The sequence below is a fragment of the Acinetobacter towneri genome, from assembly GCF_001758345.1.
GTDB lineage: Bacteria > Pseudomonadota > Gammaproteobacteria > Pseudomonadales > Moraxellaceae > Acinetobacter > Acinetobacter towneri_A.
Genome location: NZ_MKQS01000011.1, coordinates 115379 through 134959, shown reverse-complemented (window position 1 = coordinate 134959; position 19581 = coordinate 115379). Strand labels below are relative to the sequence as shown.

Annotated in this window: 17 protein-coding genes and 1 pseudogene; 15 read left to right on the top strand and 3 right to left on the bottom strand. The window is 41.4% G+C overall.

Annotated elements, in window-relative coordinates; all coding sequences use genetic code 11:
- On the bottom strand, positions 1 to 210 hold a 210-nt coding region (locus tag BJN41_RS14775; protein ID WP_141730377.1), incomplete at its 3' end, for a transposase.
- Positions 211 to 396: 186 nt separating this feature from the next.
- Between BJN41_RS14775 and hisD the strand changes: the two genes are divergently transcribed.
- Both hisD and hisC read left to right on the top strand, forming a co-directional pair.
- A complete protein-coding gene (hisD, locus tag BJN41_RS07645; protein WP_167562401.1) occupies positions 397 to 1701 on the top strand; it encodes a histidinol dehydrogenase in 1305 nt (434 codons plus the stop codon).
- A 132-nt stretch (positions 1702 to 1833) separates the two neighbouring features.
- Complete coding sequence (hisC, locus tag BJN41_RS07640; RefSeq protein ID WP_070154343.1) at positions 1834 to 2922, top strand: histidinol-phosphate transaminase; 1089 nt, start codon at positions 1834 to 1836, stop codon at positions 2920 to 2922.
- A gap of 61 nt (positions 2923 to 2983) precedes the next feature.
- On the opposite strand, the gene pabB is transcribed toward hisC, so the two are convergent.
- Positions 2984 to 4324 carry an aminodeoxychorismate synthase component I gene (gene pabB / locus BJN41_RS07635; RefSeq protein WP_070154341.1) on the bottom strand — a complete coding sequence of 447 codons (1341 nt, stop codon included), beginning with the start codon at positions 4322 to 4324 and terminating at the stop codon, positions 2984 to 2986.
- Between the two features lie 255 nt (positions 4325 to 4579).
- Here pabB and BJN41_RS07630 point away from each other — a divergent pair, with 255 nt between their 5' ends.
- The 6 genes from BJN41_RS07630 to BJN41_RS07605 all read left to right on the top strand — a co-directional run bounded on the left by BJN41_RS07630 (position 4580) and on the right by BJN41_RS07605 (position 12746).
- Positions 4580 to 5590 carry a DUF6160 family protein gene (locus tag BJN41_RS07630; RefSeq protein WP_070154339.1) on the top strand — a complete coding sequence of 337 codons (1011 nt, stop codon included), beginning with the start codon at positions 4580 to 4582 and terminating at the stop codon, positions 5588 to 5590.
- A gap of 192 nt (positions 5591 to 5782) precedes the next feature.
- Positions 5783 to 6616, top strand: coding sequence for a C39 family peptidase (locus BJN41_RS07625; protein ID WP_070154338.1), 834 nt, complete (start codon positions 5783 to 5785; stop codon positions 6614 to 6616).
- 45 nt (positions 6617 to 6661) lie between these two features.
- On the top strand, positions 6662 to 7792 hold the full coding sequence (locus BJN41_RS07620) for a hypothetical protein (RefSeq protein ID WP_070154336.1): 1131 nt from the start codon (positions 6662 to 6664) through the stop codon (positions 7790 to 7792).
- Positions 7793 to 7804: 12 nt separating this feature from the next.
- Positions 7805 to 9469, top strand: coding sequence for an OmpP1/FadL family transporter (locus tag BJN41_RS07615; RefSeq protein WP_070154334.1), 1665 nt, complete (start codon positions 7805 to 7807; stop codon positions 9467 to 9469).
- The gene (gene filE, locus BJN41_RS07610) at positions 9463 to 10815 is read left to right on the top strand and encodes a putative pilus assembly protein FilE (RefSeq protein ID WP_141730385.1); all 1353 of its coding nucleotides are present in this window, start codon (positions 9463 to 9465) and stop codon (positions 10813 to 10815) included. Before BJN41_RS07615 ends, filE begins: the two co-directional genes overlap by 7 nt.
- 20 nt (positions 10816 to 10835) lie before the next feature.
- On the top strand, positions 10836 to 12746 hold the full coding sequence (locus BJN41_RS07605) for a flagellar protein FilF (RefSeq protein ID WP_070154332.1): 1911 nt from the start codon (positions 10836 to 10838) through the stop codon (positions 12744 to 12746).
- Positions 12747 to 12846: 100 nt separating this feature from the next.
- Here the strand turns inward: BJN41_RS07605 and BJN41_RS07600 are convergent, their stop codons facing one another.
- Complete coding sequence (locus tag BJN41_RS07600; protein WP_070154330.1) at positions 12847 to 13395, bottom strand: NUDIX hydrolase; 549 nt, start codon at positions 13393 to 13395, stop codon at positions 12847 to 12849.
- A gap of 123 nt (positions 13396 to 13518) precedes the next feature.
- Between BJN41_RS07600 and BJN41_RS07595 the strand changes: the two genes are divergently transcribed.
- The 7 genes and pseudogenes from BJN41_RS07595 to fghA all read left to right on the top strand — a co-directional run bounded on the left by BJN41_RS07595 (position 13519) and on the right by fghA (position 19560).
- On the top strand, positions 13519 to 14115 hold the full coding sequence (locus BJN41_RS07595) for a CoA pyrophosphatase (protein ID WP_004975226.1): 597 nt from the start codon (positions 13519 to 13521) through the stop codon (positions 14113 to 14115).
- 31 nt (positions 14116 to 14146) lie between these two features.
- On the top strand, positions 14147 to 14677 hold the full coding sequence (locus tag BJN41_RS07590; protein WP_019837199.1) for a gamma carbonic anhydrase family protein: 531 nt from the start codon (positions 14147 to 14149) through the stop codon (positions 14675 to 14677).
- Between the two features lie 160 nt (positions 14678 to 14837).
- A complete protein-coding gene (gene tsaB / locus BJN41_RS07585) occupies positions 14838 to 15503 on the top strand; it encodes a tRNA (adenosine(37)-N6)-threonylcarbamoyltransferase complex dimerization subunit type 1 TsaB (protein ID WP_070154327.1) in 666 nt (221 codons plus the stop codon).
- A 12-nt stretch (positions 15504 to 15515) separates the two neighbouring features.
- Positions 15516 to 16340, top strand: coding sequence for an undecaprenyl-diphosphate phosphatase (locus BJN41_RS07580; protein WP_070154325.1), 825 nt, complete (start codon positions 15516 to 15518; stop codon positions 16338 to 16340).
- Positions 16334 to 17155 (top strand): class I SAM-dependent methyltransferase, encoded by an 822-nt coding sequence (locus BJN41_RS07575; protein ID WP_070154324.1) that lies wholly within the window; start codon positions 16334 to 16336, stop codon positions 17153 to 17155. Before BJN41_RS07580 ends, BJN41_RS07575 begins: the two co-directional genes overlap by 7 nt.
- A gap of 146 nt (positions 17156 to 17301) precedes the next feature.
- Positions 17302 to 18711, top strand: coding sequence for a C13 family peptidase (locus BJN41_RS07570; RefSeq protein WP_070154323.1), 1410 nt, complete (start codon positions 17302 to 17304; stop codon positions 18709 to 18711).
- 19 nt (positions 18712 to 18730) lie between these two features.
- A pseudogene (gene fghA, locus BJN41_RS07565) lies at positions 18731 to 19560 on the top strand (S-formylglutathione hydrolase).
- The last annotated feature ends 21 nt before the right edge of the window (positions 19561 to 19581 follow it).

Sequence of the window (19581 nt, the reverse complement as noted above, 5' to 3'; positions counted from 1 at the left end):
TAGTGGTGAGCGATCATTCTTTGGCTTACCATCAAATAAGCGAATCCATTTGGATACAAGATTTGTATTCAATCCATGTTGCAAAGCGACCGAAGCAATTGAAACGTCAGGTGCTTTACAAGCCTGAACGATCTGCTGTTTAAATTCAGCACTGTATGTTCTTCGTTTTTTCGCTAGAGATGCGATGGATGTCTGATTATTTGTCGTCATAAATTTAAGTCCCCACTTGTTTTTAAGTGGGGACTAAATTAAGGCTTATAGGATGAATTCATAAGGTGTGTTCAGCGGACGCTTACTTTTAAACGTGAATTTCCATCAAAACATACTGCTTTCGCCATGTATAGACTCCCACAAAGCCCTAGAAACAAGGTAAACTAAACTTTTCTATCAAACCTTGTGGGTAAATTGATGCGACGTTTATCGACTCAAGATCAAAGCTTTAAACAAGCCTTTGCAGACTTGTTGGCTTTTGAAACTGTCAGTGATCCTGAACTTTTAAAAACTGTAGATCAAATTATTGCTGATGTACGTCAGCATGGTAATGCTCAGGTTCTTAAACTCACTCAACAGTTCGATCGACATCCAGCGCATCAATTTTCAGAACTTGAGTTAAGTCAGGAACAACTGAAAGCCGCATTTGATGCTTTAGATAATGAAGTCCGTGAAGCTTTGGAATTGGCTGCTGTACGTATTCGTGAATTTCACCAAGCGCAAAAACAGGATGGATGGAGTTATGTTGATGCTTTGGGCAATACACTCGGACAAAAAGTCACACCATTAGACCGTGTGGGTATTTATGTGCCAGGTGGTTTGGCGTCTTATCCATCTTCAGTGCTTATGAATGCTGTACCTGCGCATGTTGCTGGTGTGCCTGAAATTATTATGGTTGTGCCTGCACCGAATGGTGAACTCAATCCATTGGTTTTGGCCGCTGCATATTTGGCAGGGGTGACTCGTGTATTTACCATTGGCGGCGCGCAAGCCGTTGCTGCGTTGGCGTATGGTACAGAAACCATCCCACCGGTAGATAAAATTACGGGGCCGGGTAACCGCTTTGTAGCAGCTGCAAAACGTGCTGTGTTTGGTCAGGTTGGCATTGATATGATTGCAGGGCCATCCGAAATTTTGGTTTATGCTGAAGGTGAGAATAATCCTGAATGGTTGGCGATGGACTTACTTTCTCAAGCCGAGCATGACACGGTTGCACAATCTATTTTTATTACACCAGATCAGCAATTGCTGAATCAGGTTGAGCAAGCGATTGAACAGCACTTGGCGAATTTGCCTAAAGCTGAAATTGCCCGTACTTCTATTGCAAATCGTGGTGCATTGGTTTTGGTGAAAGATCGTCAAGAGGCGATTGAATTGATCAACCAAGTTGCGCCCGAACACTTAGAATTGTGTATGGATGATCCACAAGTGATGGCAGAAGAAATTCGCCATGCAGGTGCGATCTTTATGGGGCGCTATACACCAGAAGCGATTGGTGATTATTGTGCAGGACCAAACCACGTACTACCAACATCGGGTACGGCACGTTTTTCATCACCATTGGGTGTTTACGATTTCCAAAAACGCTCAAGTCTGATTATGTGTTCGGCTGAGGGTGTGAAGAACTTGGCGAAAACCGCTGATATTTTAGCGCAGCAGGAAAATCTGGATGCGCATGCACGATCAGCACGCTATCGTTATCAATCATAAATAGCATTACAACCTCTCTGACCCTCTCCTAAAAGGAGAGTGGAATTTAAACCACACAAATCTTGTGTCTTTAGTAATGAAAATTCCTCTCCCTGTGGGAGAGGTTAGGAGAGGGTTTAAAGAGAATACAAAATGAAAATCACAGCAGAACAAATGCGTTTTTGGAGCCCTGAAGTACGTGAGTTAGAGCCTTATGTACCAGGTGAGCAGCCAAAAATCCAAAATTTATTAAAATTAAACACCAATGAAAACCCGTACCCACCTTCACCTAAAGTAGTGGAAGCGGTGCAAAAGGTTTTAGAAAACTCGGCAGATGCGTTGCGTTTATATCCAGACCCAGATGCGTCTGAGCTTAAGCAAGCCATTGCGAAACAGCAAAGTGTAGCGGTGGAAAACGTCTTTGTTGGCAATGGTTCAGACGAAGTCCTTGCGCATATTTTTAAGGCTTTTTTTGTTCAGGAACAGCCTTTATTGTATCCAGATATCACCTATAGCTTTTACCCTGTATATAGTCAATTTTTTGGAGTGAAAACTAAAATTTTGCCTTTAAATGATGATTTTGAAATTGTAGTTGATGACTATAAGCAAGCCAACGGTGGCATTATCATCACCAATCCGAATGCACCGACCAGTATTGCTTTAGGTTTAAACGCTATTGAAGAAATTTTACAGGCCAATCCAAATTCAGTGGTCGTGATTGATGAGGCTTATGTCGATTTTGGTGCAGAGTCTGCAGTGAAATTGGTGGAAAAGTACGAGAATCTAGTGGTGTGTCAAACCACCTCTAAATCACGTTCTTTGGCAGGTTTACGTGTTGGTTTTGCGATTGCACAACCACATTTAATTGCCGCATTGGAAGCCGTAAAAAATAGTTTTAACTCATATCCAATGGATCGTTTTGCCATTGCAGCTGCGGTGGCATCTTTTCAAGATCAGGCGTATTTTGAAGCCCAATGCCAGAAAGTTATTGCTAGCCGTGAGAAATTGGTGATGGATTTAACCAGCTTGGGCTTTAAGGTATTACCATCACATGCCAATTTTATTTTTACATCACATCCCCAACGGGACGCAGGTGAATTAGCCACAGCATTACGCGAACGCGGGATTATTGTGCGTTATTTTAATAAGCCACGTATCAATCAATATTTGCGCATTACAATTGGTACGGATGAGCAAAATCAACGCTTAGTCGATACTTTAAAACACGATATTTTGGCCTAATAATCAAAATATAATAGCAGCGAGTGGAGCTTCGAATTCACTCGCTTTTTTGTTTTTACTGTTATTGTGCAGGTTTGTACCAGCGGTTCAATAAGTCCAACATGGCTGAAACTTTGTCAAAACATTCTTGATATTCTGCTTCACAAACAGATGCAATCGTGACTCCGCCACCAGCCCATAATGAAACATCTTGCTGATTTTTTTGAATAGAACGGATCAGAATATTCCAAGAACCCGTTCCATCGGCATCAAAATAACCCATAGAGCCGCAATAGGCGCCACGTGCTGCACCTTCGAGTTCATCTATAATTTGCATGGCACGAATTTTTGGTGCGCCAGTAATTGAGCCACCTGGCAAGGCAGACATCAACACAGCAAAAGGATTCATTTCTGCTTTTAGTGTTGCGCTAACTTCACTGACCATGTGATGCACCTGATTAAAAGACTCGATATGGAATAACTTTGGCGTTTTGACGCTGCCTGTTTCAGCATAAACACTTAAATCATTACGTAATAAATCCACAATCATCACATTTTCGGCCTGATCTTTTTCAGATTCACTTAATTGTTGTTTCGATTGTCGATCTAATTCAGGATCATCATAACGTGGCATGGTGCCTTTAATTGGTTTTGTGGTAATTTTTCGATTTTCCTCAAAATTAATAAAGAGTTCTGGCGAACAACTTAAAACTTCAAAATCACCAATACGTAAATAACCTGCATAAGGTGCATTGGTCAGTTGCCAAAACTGTGCTGCAGTTGCTAAAAGTGGACCTTGAGCCTTAGCGCTAAACTCTTGCGTAAGATTAATTTGATAACAATCTCCCGCGACTATATAGTCTTGAACACGCTGAAAGGCACGTTGGTAATCTGTGAAATTCCAGCGTGCTTGACACTTTTGACTTAATTGGAACTGTTCAACAACGGCAGGTTGGCTGTATAAATTTAAAATAAAATCATAAGTTTGTATTGCATTTTCGTCTGAACTATAAAAATACCAGCCATCTGGTTCTTGCTGTAAATAGCTTTTAAATTGACCTAAAAAAGCACTTGGCTGGGCGCGGGATTGAATATTGATGTGTTGCTGTGCTGCAGCATCATACGAAATAAAACCCATTACACTGCAAAATGGGGCAGTGTTTGTATCATTTGAAGTGCCTAGATGAGCTGTTAAATCTAATTGAGTTGGACTTAATTCGTATTGATTGAATGTTGTTTTTTGAAAGTAAAAATGTTGATGGTTTTGCTGCACACAATAGCGTTCGGCCAAAAATGCAATACGCGCCTTTCCATTATTTTGCAAATAAATACAATGTGAAAGTGCTGCCAAAGCTTGCAGAATTTTTGCAGCCTCGCATTCAGGTTCACAGAATAATTTTTTGAAATGAGTAGGATAGGACATAAAGTGTAAACAGCTGAGAGATTTAAAAAGGCTATTTTACATGATTGCAGCACATAAAAAGTAAATAACCGTTTGTCGGTAAGATGTGGATTGCGACCAACAGCAGTTGAACAAAAAATAACTCAGATATACCTTTGTATGTGCAAACCGGCTACTCAAGGAATGTGTGTCAGTGTTGTCCTCATCAAATAAAAACACAATCACTGGCACTGAGTGGTAAAACCAAAAAAATAATACTCTCGGGAGAGTAACAAGATGAAAAAATTTACTAAACTTGCTTTGGTATCATCAATCGCGTTAACGACAAATGCAATGGCAATGCAGGTAATGGACGATACTGCATTAAGCGCAACTACTGGTCAAGATGGTTTAAGCATCGGGATTGGTATTTCTAAAATCGAAATCGAAAAACTTTTAATCCATGATAATGATGGTTTAGCAGCAAAAGGCGCTGCGGGTGACTTAGGTTTCGGTGGTACTTCAAAGGCAGGTGCTATCGTAATTAAGGGCAATGGCGAAGGAAAAACAGCGAATCATGGTGTGGTGATCGGCGCAAACTATGACGATGCTGGTGCATATTTATTAGACTCTCGTAACTTAGCAGACTTGGTCATTGATACAGATGCGGGTACAGGTGCCAATGGTGCATTTATCAACGTTGCAGCACAAGTATCTGGTTTAGATATTCAAATTGGTGAAATTGGGGTCTCTGCATCGAATGCTAAGCCAGTAGCTGGTGCTACGAGCATTCGTCGTGGTAATGATGATAGCAACTATAATGCAATTTTATCTGGCTTAACGTTAAAAACAGGTAAAATGGATGCCAATATTCAATTGGGTGCAGCGCCACAAGGTGCAATGATTAAATTAAATACCAAAATGGTGGGTGGTTTAGAAATCGCAAACTTAGGTATTTTGGACAACTCAACTAAGCAAGGTACTGGTGATGGTACTAAAGGTAATCGTGCAGCAGGTCAAATCTTTATTGAAAGCATTAAAGTTACTGATGCAACTAAAAAAGACTTAACGTTAAAACAAGATATTAGTATCATTGGTAAAGACGATGCTAGCAATGGCTATATTCAAATCATTAGCCATGGCGGTGCTAAAGATAACTATATTAAAGGTATCCATTTAGGTAGTCGAACTGCTGCTTCTATTGGTGACATGGAAATCCAAGGCTTGCAAACTTATTATGGCGCACCTCAAGCGTTGGGTGGTACAGGTTACCAGCAAGGTGCAAAAATCACCATTTCTGGTCACTAATTTAAACACCGAAAAAGCGCGTGAATTCACGCGCTTTTTTTTACAAATAAACTGATGAGTTCGCAAAAAAATAAAGAAAGCCCTTTTTTTTTTCTATAAAACGAGTATCTTTCTAAATACAAGGAAGTAGAGTGAAAACTCTAAAATAAAAATATTAGGCAGGTATTGCCGAGAACTAAAAAGTAAAAATATATGTTAGAGATCGCTTTGGGCTCGGCATTGATCTATTACGCTGCCACACAAGCCTTTGATTTAAAAGAACAGCATCCTGAAACTGTGCGTTACACAGAAACTTTGGATTCTAGAAATAATTCCTTTACCCGTATGCACAGAGAGCCTGTGCAAATTAAACCTGCTTTAGAAGATCAATTTCGCGGAATTGTGCGCCAAGCCTATGACTACAGTTGTGGTTCTGCAGCTTTAACAACCTTGCTGAATGGTTATGTAGGAACACAATTAAACGAGCAACAAACCATGAGTGGTTTGCTGCGTTATGGAGAATACGAACGAATTATTGAACGTCGTAGTTTTTCACTATTGGATATGAAGCGCTTTGTCGCAGCTTTGGGCATGGAAAGTGGTGGATATCGCGGGGAATTTTCGGATTTAGTTAAACAAGGACAGCCTGCGATTGTGCCGATTTCCTATGCAGGTTTTAAACATTTTGTGGTGTATAAGGCATATAAAAATGGACGTGTCTATGTGGCAGACCCTGCATTAGGCAATATCAGTTTCGATGAAGAACGCTTTAAAGAAGTTTGGGAGAATAACACCTTATTTCTAATTAATGTCGCACCGCAAAATCGTCAAACTATGTTGGCATTACAAGAAAAAGACTTGCGTCATGTGGAAGACGCAACTGTGAATCGCTATGCCTTTGTCGATATTCAATATCCACAATTTGCCATGGAAAAAATTGCAGATAAAGCATCGACTATACGTTTAGAGCGTAATGTAAATAAAGATTCTGAAAATTACGGACAGTACGAGCATCGTTTTTTAAGACTCTACTACAAAAACAAATAATCAGTTGTTCACGAAATACAAAAATAAAAATGGAAGGGGTAAATCATGGATCGTAAATGGATGAATAAAACCTTATTGGCTCTCAGTATTCAAATGGTATTTGGGGTGGCTTATGCCGCAGAGGAGCCGCAATTAGGGGAATATGAAACCACAACTGAACAGGCAGAAGTATCAGATACAGCAGCATCAACTGCAGATACAAGTGCTGAAACAAATAGTGCGGTTGTCGCTGCAAATGGTGCACAAGCAGCATCATCTGCTTTGCAACAGCAAGAGGGCGACGCAACCAAAGAGGCGAATTTAGAGGAAGTGTTTACCTCGAATGAGCGTCAATATTCCCTTATGAGACAAGGTGAAATTTCATCTTATTATGATATTGATTATACCTATCATCGTGATACGCAGCTCGACCTTGAAATGGCTCAAGGTCAGTTGTATCAGCTTCGTGTGCAAGAAAATGCCTCCCACGCATTAACTAACACCTTCACCGCACAATATGGTTTGCGTGACAATTTAACTTTATCTGCTTCTTTACCATTAGTTGCAAAGTCGGATCTATTAAAGGATGCTACTGCTGCAGGTTTGGGAGATATTTCTTTAGGTGCACGTTGGGAGCCATTCCCTTTAAAAGCGGGGCGTTTACCTTTAATTTTATTCGCAAATTTATCGACCAAAACGGGGGATAGTCCTTACGAGATTAATCCTGTTAAAGACTTATCAACAGGTAAGGGATATTACTCTGCAGGCATTGGTGCAAGTACGCGTAAGTATATTGACCCAGTTGTATTGTTTGCTTCTGCTTCAGCCAACTATGGTTTTAAAGAAAGTGACCTAAACCAGAAACGTGGTGGTCGTATTATTGAGGAATTTGAACCAGGTATCAGTGGTGGTTTTGCTTTTGGTTTTGCTTATTCGTTTAACTACGATGTCTCGATGACCATGTCTTATCAGCAAAGCTTCAATACAGGTTCTGAGTTTTTTTATGAAGGAGGTGAAAGCTATTCACCTGCAGACCAGACCAGTTCGACTTTAGCTATTTCATTAGGTGTGCGCGTTTCACCTGAAACCATTGTGAATGGTACGGTAGGAATCGGTCTGACCGAAGACGCGCCAGACGTATCACTTGGTTTGTCATTCCCACTGGATATTCTCGGTTTCGGTAAAAAAATTCGCTAAGAGGCTAGTCGCATGAAAATGATACGACTTCGCCCGTTAGTGACTGCAATTATACTGTCGGGCTGTTCAGGGGCTGCTTTTGCGCAGCTCGGACAAAACTTATCTGTCGATATTCGTTCTTTGACTATGGGGAATGCGGTCACTGCAGATCCTCCAGGTATTAGTGCGATTCACTTTAACCCTGCCGCACTGACCAAAATTGAAGGTTTGCAAACAGATGTGCAAGGGGTATTGGCACATTTTGATGTGCAGCGTGAACTTTCTGTTCCAGCAGGTTATGACGTTTTTGGTTATTCTGATGACCCTGTGGTGTGTAACGATGGACCAGAAATTTTGGCAGATTTTTGTACCGATTTTAAAGGTACAGTACAAGCCGATGTAGAATATCCAACGCTGTATGTCCCGATTCTGAAAAAATTTGTCGATTTGGGTAAAGGCATGCCACTGGCAGCGCCAACCAACGGTATTGCTTATAATCCACCTGGTTCCAAAGTGACCTTTGCCACCGCATTATATGCGCCGTTGATTGCGGGCTTTGGTGCCGAAAATGGTAACCCTGGTAACTTTATGGGACAACAGGTTGCCTTAGAGCGTATTACTTATCTTTCTCCATCTATCGCCTATCAAGTCAATGATGAATTGTCAGTCGGTGCGTCAATAGGGATGTCTTACCAAGCCATCGCCATGAATACCGATTTACGCTTCCCGAATGAACTGATCGGGATGTTACGTATGGTGGATGAAGTGGTCTGTACGCCATTTAAAGAAAACGCCAATATCATCACCGATATTTTGTTGCTCGGGATTTGTAATGCCGAAGAAGGCATGAATCCATTTTCCCGTTTTGGGCAAATGCAACTGGCGGTTGAGCAAAGTTTAAGCCCGAGTTATAACTTGGGTATTTTGTGGGAACCGACAGAAGATTTTAGCTTTGGTATGGTGTATCAGAGTGCAGCTAAAATGCGCTTAAAGGGCAAATATCATATTGATAACTCGAAAGCACCGCGTGAGTTAATTAATGGTTTGATGTCTTCACCAACAGGTCAGATTTTAGCGGCAATTTTAGGTTTCCCAAGTTATATTCCAGCCAGTGAGTCTGGTTTGGTTTCTATGGATTTTGAATATCCTGCGCACTTTCAAGCGGGGATAAAATATAAAGTCATGCCTGATTTACAAGTCAATTTTGATGTGGGCTGGACTGACTATAAAGCATGGGATAAATTCAAATTCGAGTTTGACCGTCAAATCTCGGCATTAAAAATTGCAAAATTGCTTTCGGAGCATGTGTCTGATGACAGTTTAGCTTTGCCATTAGAGTTTAAGTCACCGTGGAACTGGGGTGTTGGAATCGAATATTCAGCCACAGACCGTTTAAAACTGCGTGCGGGTTATGAACCACGTGGTAGTGCGATTCCTGACAATAAACGTAACACCATGGTACCAATTAATAATGCACGTTTATTTGGTTTAGGTGTGGGATATCGTTTTGATGCAGATACAGACCTCGATTTATCCATCGGCTTTTTACAAAGCAAGGATAAAATTCCAGCCAATACCAGTAGCTTAGCCAATAAGGAAGGTGTAAATAACTTACTGTTAAACCCTTATGCGGGTTTGAATGTGAAAACGGATACAAAAATTACAATTCTTGGATTGAGTTATAGAACACGATGGTAAGTTCAGTACGGAAAATAAAACGGACTTTATTTTCAAAGTCGATACTCACACTGATTTTCAGTATGGGATCGGTGTGTTACGCGAATCAGTTTTACACTATTATTGGACCAGATGGTCGTCCAATTGTGGTGCAGCGTAATGCTGCAGAAAAAAAGCAAACGATACAGGCGTTGGAAACTGCACAACAGCAAAAGCAAGTCCAACAAAAGCAACTACAAGAAAACCAACAACAAGACCAGCTTAAGCAAGACAAGGCGCATCAAGCACAGCAGATACCTGCTCAAACATCTATGCAAGTATCTAAAAACACCTCTGCTCAGGTTAACAAAGAACTGAATCAGCCAAACACGAATATCTCAGAACAATCTGCTACGTCACAAAATCAAGTCGGTCATATCAAAGCAAATTCAACATTGCACGCATTACAAAATGAGCCAAATGCAGCGCAGCAAGAAATGTCTAGTGCGGAATCTGTTCATCAAACAGGATCAGTAAAAGAAGCAACGATTAACAAAGTTGCGGTCAAACCATCTGTGTTAGAAGGTTTACAAGAGCTTCCTCAGCCATTTACGATTGATCCATCCACAGTGACTGTCTCAAAAACAACACCTGATCAAGCATCGCATGCATCTGCCCAACACAAGGGTTTTATGGAGATGGCGGGTGAACAATATGTTAAAAGTGAGTATTTGGAATATCAGGAATTTAATTTAGAAGGGAAAAAACGCTTTTACAGTATGCCAGAAGGCATGATTGACACAAAAAATGGCGGTGGTACTCGCATGCAAGTGGTCGAACGTGAACGTGGTGTGAGCCGTTCCGTTCTCAATAAATTATTTAAAAAGCAGTTGGTTGCTGAGCCTCAAGCTATTGTTTTGGCTGCAGACTATTATCGTGTTAATCAAGCTGAAGCGATAGAAAGCTTGGGGCAGCAATGTTTTGCTGAAAGAAAAAAAAATAAGGCTAATACTTTAAAAGCACAACAAGATTTAAATTTGTGGCCTAGAGCCCCCTTAACTGAAAAATTTGATTATGAGTTGGTGAAGTTAGAAGGCAACATCCAAAACATTCAAATTAAATCTTATGCCACAAAGCAAAATCAACCTACCTTTTATTGGCCTTTTGTGGTTTTTCTGGATCAAAAAGGCTGTGTGATTGAAGGTGCTGGTGGTTTTAGAAATCAGGATACTGCAGGCAATGTCTTACGACATGAGGTGATTGAAGGTATGCTGCAACTTCCAGAAAATAGCCACTATGTATTATTAACGCCATTGGCTTCTGCAGTGGATATGGAACATCGCGCGCTCAGTAACCAAGGGCAATTAAAACTCATTGCGATACGCTAACAACAATAAGAGAATTCAGGATGAAAACAAGACATATTTTACCTTTTGCAACGACAGCTTTGATGGCGGCATTGAGTGGCTGTGGTGGAGAAAGTGCCAATATTAATCCAGAGCCGAATGCTGTGGCGTATATCAACGGAAGTTGTGCCAGTACAGCAAAAAATTGCGTGGAATTTGCATTGGATTATCCTGTGGATGGTTTGAATTTTACCTGTAGCAGTGATACCAGTAAAACCTACATCACCATGATTGAGCCAAAAAGTAATGCGGCAACAGGTAAATGTAGTGAAGGAGATAAAGTCCACTTCTTTATTCAAGAAAAGACCAATCAATATATAGATTTAGGAACAGTGTCATTGTCTGATATTGGAATGGTCAGTACTGCAGGTGCGGGTTATCCACGTTTAAGTGTGCTTGATATGGCAAGTGGATTAACAGGACGCCAAGCAACGAGTTTGAGTAGTAGCGACGAAACAATACAGGTTGCGACTGCAATTGTACGTTTGCTACAAGCACTTTCTGTTGAAGGTGGAGGAACGATTGCTGGTGATATTCAGCCTTTAACGATTACGACACTTAAAAAAGAACAATTGGCAAGTATTGCTGAGTCCGTTGACGTTGGGGATTATCGTTCAGGGGCTTATGCCAGTATTTTACGCCCGTGGGTAGATGTGTCACAGGTGTCTCAAGATGATGCTTATCAAGCATTAAACACCTTGGTTTACATGAATAACTCGGCATCTTATCAAGCTAACTATCCAATTTTAGCCAAAGAAGATTCACAATTGCCACAAGGTTTATATGGCTGTAATTTGGCAGACTGTAAATCTACGGTCGCAGATTTGAAACACCTCATTGGGCAGTATCAACTGATCACAGACCGTTCAGGATATACCTTTGGATATGGTATGCAGTGGAAAGGTGCAGTGTCTGCAAACACCACCAACCCAATTTTAACGGTGAGTGGTGAATTGATTCGTAAAGTTCGTCCTGATCGTATGGTGGCAGCACCACAAACTACATGGGTCAACCCATTGAATAAACGTATTCAGGGACCATTTCATTTTAGTGTGAATGACAATGCGGCTGATGATTTTAAAATTACCCAAGGTAAGGTGTTTAATGATTATTTAATTGCGGGTACGGAAGGTTTTTATAAATTATTGACCAAATCTACAACAGCAAATCCTTCAGATTATGGTCAATGGCAACAAACCATAGGCACCGATCAGTTCAAAGGATCTTTTGATGCCTACAAATTCTTTTCTGTGAACTTTTTGGATAATCGTGTTTTTAAAACCCAGAAAAATGTACCTTTAGGCAGTCGCTATATTTTCCCAATTTATGCAACCTTGACCTTTAATTTTGATGGTGGAACGACTACAGATACCATCAAATTAGGTATTGTTTTAGATGAGGATGGCAATATTCGTACAGATATAGCACCTAATGCCACAGCAACCGATATGTCTGGTCAATGTGCTGCAATTAGTCAGTCTGCTGCTGAATATGTTGATACAAATGGTGTGCAGCAATACCGTATTGGTGTGTTAGGTGCAACCGATATTGACAATAAAGCAGTCACTTTGCGTATGATTTTAGCCAATCCAAAATTTAATAAACTTGATGGCGCAGTCATTGGTTTGAATACCAAAATTGAAGCGGTTGAAGGTGGGAATGGTCAAGTGGTGGGGGGTGCACGCGCTAATATAGGCAATTTAGTTGCTGCCAACTCTACCCGTATTACTTTGTCTGATTTTAATGGCTCAGCAGTGAAGTGGAGCAATATTTATCATGCGCAACTCGCAACTTACGTGGCTCAGAACCCAACTTTAGCAACCGATGCAGATAAAGCTTTGGTGAAAGCTCAAGGTGGAGCTGTAAGTCTAGATGTTGCTGAGTGTTATAACCCAAATAAAGTGCGTATTTAACCTTCATTTTAGGTGACATCGAGATAAAAAATAGCCCACTGCGAGAGTGGGCTATTTTTATTAGGATTTCAGGTTGATTCAAATGAACATCATGTGGGGGTTAACCCGTGTGATCGGTACGTGAACCTAAGGTTTCTAAATGAATCGTGAAGAGATTTTTTTTTCGGTCTGCAAAGTAGTGCTGTAAAGTACGTTCTACACTTGGGAAAGCCAATTCAGACCACGGAATTTCATCTTCACTAAACAAACGTGATTCGATGGTTTCTTCACCCGCACCAAATTGACCATTCAACAATTGAGCTTTGAACAGCACATAAATTTGCCCAATCCGAGGAATGTTATACATGCAATAAAGTTGTTCGATTTCAATTTCAGCTTCGGCTTCTTCGCGGGTTTCACGGGCAGAACCTTGCTCCATGGTTTCAAACATTTCCATATAGCCTGCAGGTAAAGTCCACAAACCATAGCGCGGTTCAATTGCACGACGACACAATAATACTTTATTTTCCCAAACGACCAATGCCCCACAAATGACTTTTGGATTGACGTAGTGAATGCTGCCACATGCGCTACACACTTGACGTAATTGCTGATCGCCAAGCGGAATTTTCGTTATTGTTTTTTGCCCACAATTTCCACAAAAGTTCATAGTGATCGTCATTGTTAAAGGGAGCTCTCAGAATAACTGAAAATTTCAAATTTGGCATCCTCTCTATCTATTGTCTGTCTATTTCAGCTATGATGAAAACTTAGACAAGGAGAATAATAAGGCATGATTGATCATTCGCTCACGCATCTATTACAGCAACGTTTGCGCTTTTCTAAAACGTTCATGGAAGCGCATGCAGCGGTATTGATTGCCATTACCGACGAGTCTGATCCTAAGGTATTGCTAACCCGCCGTTCTACCCTACTCAATAATCATGCGGGTGAGGTGTCTTTTCCGGGCGGCAAACGCGATCCGCAAGATACCAGTAATATTGTGGTGGCATTGCGCGAAGCTCAGGAAGAAACTGCATTAAATCCATTTGAAGTGCAGTTGATTGGCGATTTGCCCATGCAAAAAGCCCGTAATGGAATGTTAGTCAAACCTGTGGTGGGGCTGATTCCCCCAAAAGTAGAACTAATTCCACAACCTTCAGAAATTGATCGCATCTTTTTTGCCTCTTTACAGCATTTGATGGAAGCGCCACCAACGCCGTATGAAGTGAGCTTTGCACAACAAAAATTATATTTTCCTAGTATGCAGGTTGAAGATGAAGTGGTTTGGGGTTTAACAGCGCGGATGTTAGTGTCTTTATTTGAATATGGTTTGGATTATCGTAAAGAATGGCCGTTTTTGTTAAATTCACCAACATTTAAGAAATAGAAAAATTTTGATGTGAGGATAGGAAAGAACCATGTTGTATAAATTTAAAGGATATGCGCCTAAAGCAATGCGGCAACCGTGGGATGGTTGGGTAGCGGATAATGCCACAGTCATTGGTCAGGTTGAGTTGGGACAGAAAGTCAGTATTTGGTTTGGGGCTGTGGTGCGCGCCGATAACAGCAAAATCAAATTGGGAAATTTTAGCAATGTTCAGGAAAATGCTGTGTTGCACACCGATGCAGGGATTGAAATGCAGATTGGTGATTATGTGACTATTGGACATCAGGCGATGTTACATGGTTGTACCGTGGGAGATAACAGTCTGATAGGTATTAATGCGGTGGTACTGAATCATGCGGTGATTGGTAAAAACTGTATTATTGGTGCGAATGCTTTAATTCCTGAAGGGAAAGTGATTCCTGATAATTCTGTGGTGATGGGCTCTCCTGGGAAAGTGGTCAAGACATTGGATGAGTCAGCAGCAGCACGTTTAAAAATGAGTGCGCTACACTATGCTGAACATTTTCAACATTTTGTAAACCTAGAGCCTTGCACACTTTAAAATTGAATTTGCATCGTACAATCAAACGCATATTTTCGCTGTAATGACTGAGAGTTTTATACGCCGGAATTGCAATCTGGTACGTGTAAAACCTCGCTTGAATTTTAGGAGTGGAGTATCATAACGCCAATTTTTGATATTTAATTCTTGAAGGTTGTGCATGAAATTGCTGGCATTGGAAACTGCCAATGAGCAGTGTTCCGTTTCGATTGTAGATGAAACACAGGAACTCTTTTTTCAATTAGATGCGCGAGTAAAAGCACAAACGCAAACCATCTTACCGATGATTGAGCAAGGCTTTGCTGAAACTCAAATCAGTACGGCCGAGCTAACTGCAATTGCCTTTAGCCGTGGCCCGGGTTCTTTTAGCGGTGTGCGAATTAATGCGGCAGTGACGCAAGCTTTGGCGTGGTCGCATGATTTGCCTGTAATTCCTGTATCGACTTTGCAGGCATTGGCGCAAGCGGCTTATCGTCTTGAAGGATTAACTGCAGTTACTGTTGTGTTGGATGCACGCATGAATGAAGTGTATATCGCCAGTTATGAGCTAGATGCACAAGGGATTATGCAGGCGGTTGATCAGGAACAATTATTGAATTATAGCGATGCTGCACAGGKGGTACGCTTTCAATTGGTCGGTTCTGGGTCGGGTCTGATTGATCAAGAACAAATACAATACAAAGGCTTAAGTGCAACCGCACAAGATATTGCTACTATTGCACGCGTCTGTGCACAGCAACAGCAATGGGTCAGCGCAGAACAAGCATTGCCTGTTTATTTACGTGACAATGCTTGGAAAAAAATTCCAGAACAAGGCAAGGCATAATTAGGGTTATTTATGGATCTTTTACTGCTGCTCAAAGCAGCAATTATGGGTATTGTAGAAGGGATTACCGAATTTCTACCCATTTCTAGCACAGGACATTTGATTCTAGCTGCAGAGCTAATGGACTTTTGGACCAAAGAAAAAAGCGATGTATTTGTAATTGCCATTCAAATGGGGGCAATTGCAGCGGTCATATATGAGTATTGGGCACGTCTATGGGGCGCAGCCACAGGTATGTTTACAGGCGAAGAAAAAGGTCGACGCTTGGGCTTCGGTCTGATCATAGCATCTATTCCAATTATTCTGATTGGATTGACCTTTGGACAAACAGTAAAAGAGTTACTCTTTAATGATGTTGCCGTGGCGATTGGTTTGATTATTGGCGGCTTTATCATTATGTGGATTGAAAAACATCCACCACAAGTACGTGCTCATGAGGTTGAAGAACTAACTTACCGAGATGCGATTTGGATTGGTCTAATTCAGGTATTGTCGCTGATTCCAGGGACTTCGCGTTCAGGTGCAACCATTATTGGCGCGATGTTCTTGGGTGTGTCGCGTAAAGCAGCAACCGAGTTTTCCTTCTTTTTGGGGATTCCAGTCATTATTGGTGCAGGCTTACTCGACTTGTATCAAAGCTATGATATATTCCAAACCACCGAAGATTGGACCGTACTCAGCTTCGGGATTATTGTTTCATTTGTTTCCGCACTTTTGCTGATCCGTGCATTGGTGGCTTATGTTGCGAAACGTGATTTTATGATTTTTGCTTGGTATCGTATTGCTTCAGGTTTAATCATTTTATTGTTCGCATTCACAGGCTGGAAACTATGGTAAGCGAACTTCGCTTATACACTGAAGCCGAGTGTCTCACTCAAGCACAGCATTATTCTGCTGTGCTTTTATCTAGAGGCGTGCAAACGCGCATTGAAACAGTAGAAAAACTCAATGCGCGTTTTTTGCGTTTGAACCCTGAATTGGCATTGTGTGTCGATGCTGAAGGGCTGTGGTTATGTGCCCATGGCATGAAAATGCAACCCGATTGGAAAGCTGAAACTGGGCGGTTAAAGCGTGCCTCTTTAAAATCGGAAATGATTGCTCGCGCCTGTAATTTGTCGGAAAAACCAAGCCTGATTGATGCTACGGCAGGATTAGGACACGATAGCTTGCTCATGGCACATTTGGGTGCTCAGGTCACATTGTTGGAACGTCATCCGATTCTTTTTACTTTGTTGGAAGATGCTAAACGTCAAGCCGCAGATGATCCTTTTTTAGCAAGTGTTGTTGCTCGTATCCAATTGGTTTTTACAGATTCAGCAGATTATTTACGTGACTGTATAGCGCAGAGTAAAGTGGTTGATGTGGTGTATTTAGATCCGATGTTTCCGCAGCGAGATCAACATCAACAGGCGCAGAAAAAGCAGGCTCAAGTCAAAAAACAAATGCAGTTATTACATTTGCTGTTACCTGAAGATGGGGAAATGGATTTAGGTGATCATTTACTGGGTTTGGCACAGCAAATTGCCAAACGTGTTGTGGTGAAGCGCCCACGTTTAGCAGTATTTTTGGCGGGACAGGAAACCACACATCAATGGCAGGGTGATGCTTGCCGATTTGATGCTTATTTCCAAGCACATTTGAACAACGGGTAGATTTCTACCACTAAAGCAGTGGCAAGCCGTTCAATGCTTCTATAATGCGCAAAGATTTGTTATATAGTTAAAATTGACAATTGATAATTACGACGACAAGCATAAACTTGGAGTGTGGAAACGCGAGCTGCGATTAACAGAATCCTATGATTGACTTCAAACCCTCCATTAATTTTTGGCACGATTTTAAAAGCAACCAAGCCGCAGGCGTTTGGTTATTTTTGGGTTCGCGACGCTCTTTGCAAATTATTCGTCCTTCTATCTTACAACTGATTTTTTGGGGGATTTTAGGTGGTCTTGCCAATACCTTATTCAGTTGGTTGGTCGCGGGAGAAGTGGGTGAATTTAACCCACAAGGTTTGGTCAGTTATGCCTTGTGGCCCTTTATTGCCTTAATTGTCGGAATTATTCTTTCTCAGCGTGTCAATAACCCGCGTTTATTATTAGTACCTGCTTTGTTGTGGTTGGTATTAGATACTCACGTTGCATTATTACAAAGCTTGATTCAATACATGGGTATGATGGATGTCTTGCCGTATGTGTTGTATGACTATTTGCCTACCATTTTTATGGTGCTGTTTGTTTGGCAAAGTTTGGCAGTGGTATGGGTGTTTTCACGTGAATTGCATTGGCCGTGGTGGGAACGTGCGCTGATTGTTTTGGCGACCTTATTCACTTTGGTGGTTTGGCAAATGTCGGTGAAAAGTCAGCCCATTTGGAAAGTAGAAGAAGTTCCACCAAGTCTAAGCGAAGAAGCTTTTTATGCACAAAGTCGTGTGCTAAATAAAGCTTTAGACAGTATTCAATATGGGGAATTTGCCCAATCGCACTGGTACTTTTTAGGGGTTGCAGGGGCGAGTTATCAAGACGTATTCATGTCTGAAATTGAACGCATTCGTGAACAGTTTGATACCCGTTTTGGTACTTTTGGGCGTTCGATGGTGCTCATTAATAACCCAATGACCCGCAATGTAATTCCAATTGCTTCACAAACCAGTATTGAATTAGCGCTGCGCCGTATTGGACAACGCATGAACCGTGAAAGTGATGTGCTGTTTTTATATATGACCTCACACGGTTTAAAAGATCATTTTGAAATTGAAAATGCACCACTTGACTTAAATCAGGTCGATCCGAAATGGTTACGCGATACTTTGGATAAATCGGGTATTCGTTGGCGTGTGATCGTCATTTCAGCCTGTTATTCAGGTAGCTTTGTATCCGCCTTGCAAGATGATAATACCTTGGTGATTACTGCATCGGCAGCAGATCGTGAGTCGTTTGGTTGTTCAAACGAAGCTGATTATACTTATTTTGGTCGTGCCTTTTTTGATCAGGCTATGCGTGAACAAAACTCTTTTGCTAATGCTTTTAATGAAGCCAAAGTGACTGTGGCGAAATGGGAGCAAGCGCAAGGTTTTGAACCTTCAGAGCCACAATGGGCAATTGGTAAAAATATGGAATTGATGTTGCCACAATTAGAGCAGCGTTTGTTTCCTCAAAAAAGTGTTGCAACATCGGCTGAAATTCAATTGAGTGCACAATCTGTTCAATAAGCCAAAGAGGAGAGGGTTGATGGAGTTAATTCAGAACAACCGCTGTTTTGAGGGTGAGCAACGGATTTATCGTTTTCATTCAAATGCTTTACAGACTGAAACTCAGTTTGGCATTTTTTTACCAGAACAAGCTTTGGCGGGGCAGGCGTGTCCTGCGGTATTTTATTTGGCGGGTTTAACCTGTAACGAAGAAACCTTTGCGATTAAAGCACATGCGCAGCACAATTGGGATTAATCTTGATTAGTCCAGATACTTCACCACGTGGTGAAGCTGTTGCGAAAGGCGACCATTGGGATATTGGACAGGGTGCAGGTTTCTATATCAATGCGACACAATCACCGTGGGCGACACATTATCAAATGGAAACTTTTGTCACCGATGAGCTTTATCAATTGGTACTGCAACAGTTCCCAATTCAGGCACAGCACCTTGGCATCATGGGGCACAGTATGGGCGGTCATGGTGCATTGACCCTCGCGTTTAAATATCCTGACAAATTTAAGTCCGTGTCTGCTTTTGCTCCGATTTGTGCGCCAAGCCAATGTCCGTGGGGTGAAAAAGCATTTTCTAATTATTTAGGTACAGATCAGCAAGTATGGTTACAGCACGATGCGACTGCTTTGGTGCGGGCCAAAGGTGCATTGTTCAGTGAAATTTTGATTGATCAGGGATTGCAAGATCAATTTTATAGTCAGCTCAATCCTGCATTATTTCAGCAAGCTTGCGATGCAGTTGGGCAAAAACTGAGTTTGCGTGAACATGCAGGCTATGATCATGGCTATTATTTCATTCAAAGCTTTATAGATCAGCATTTGCAATTCCATGCGGTGCAATTGCAAACTGACTAAGCCAAGTACTCAATTTTACAC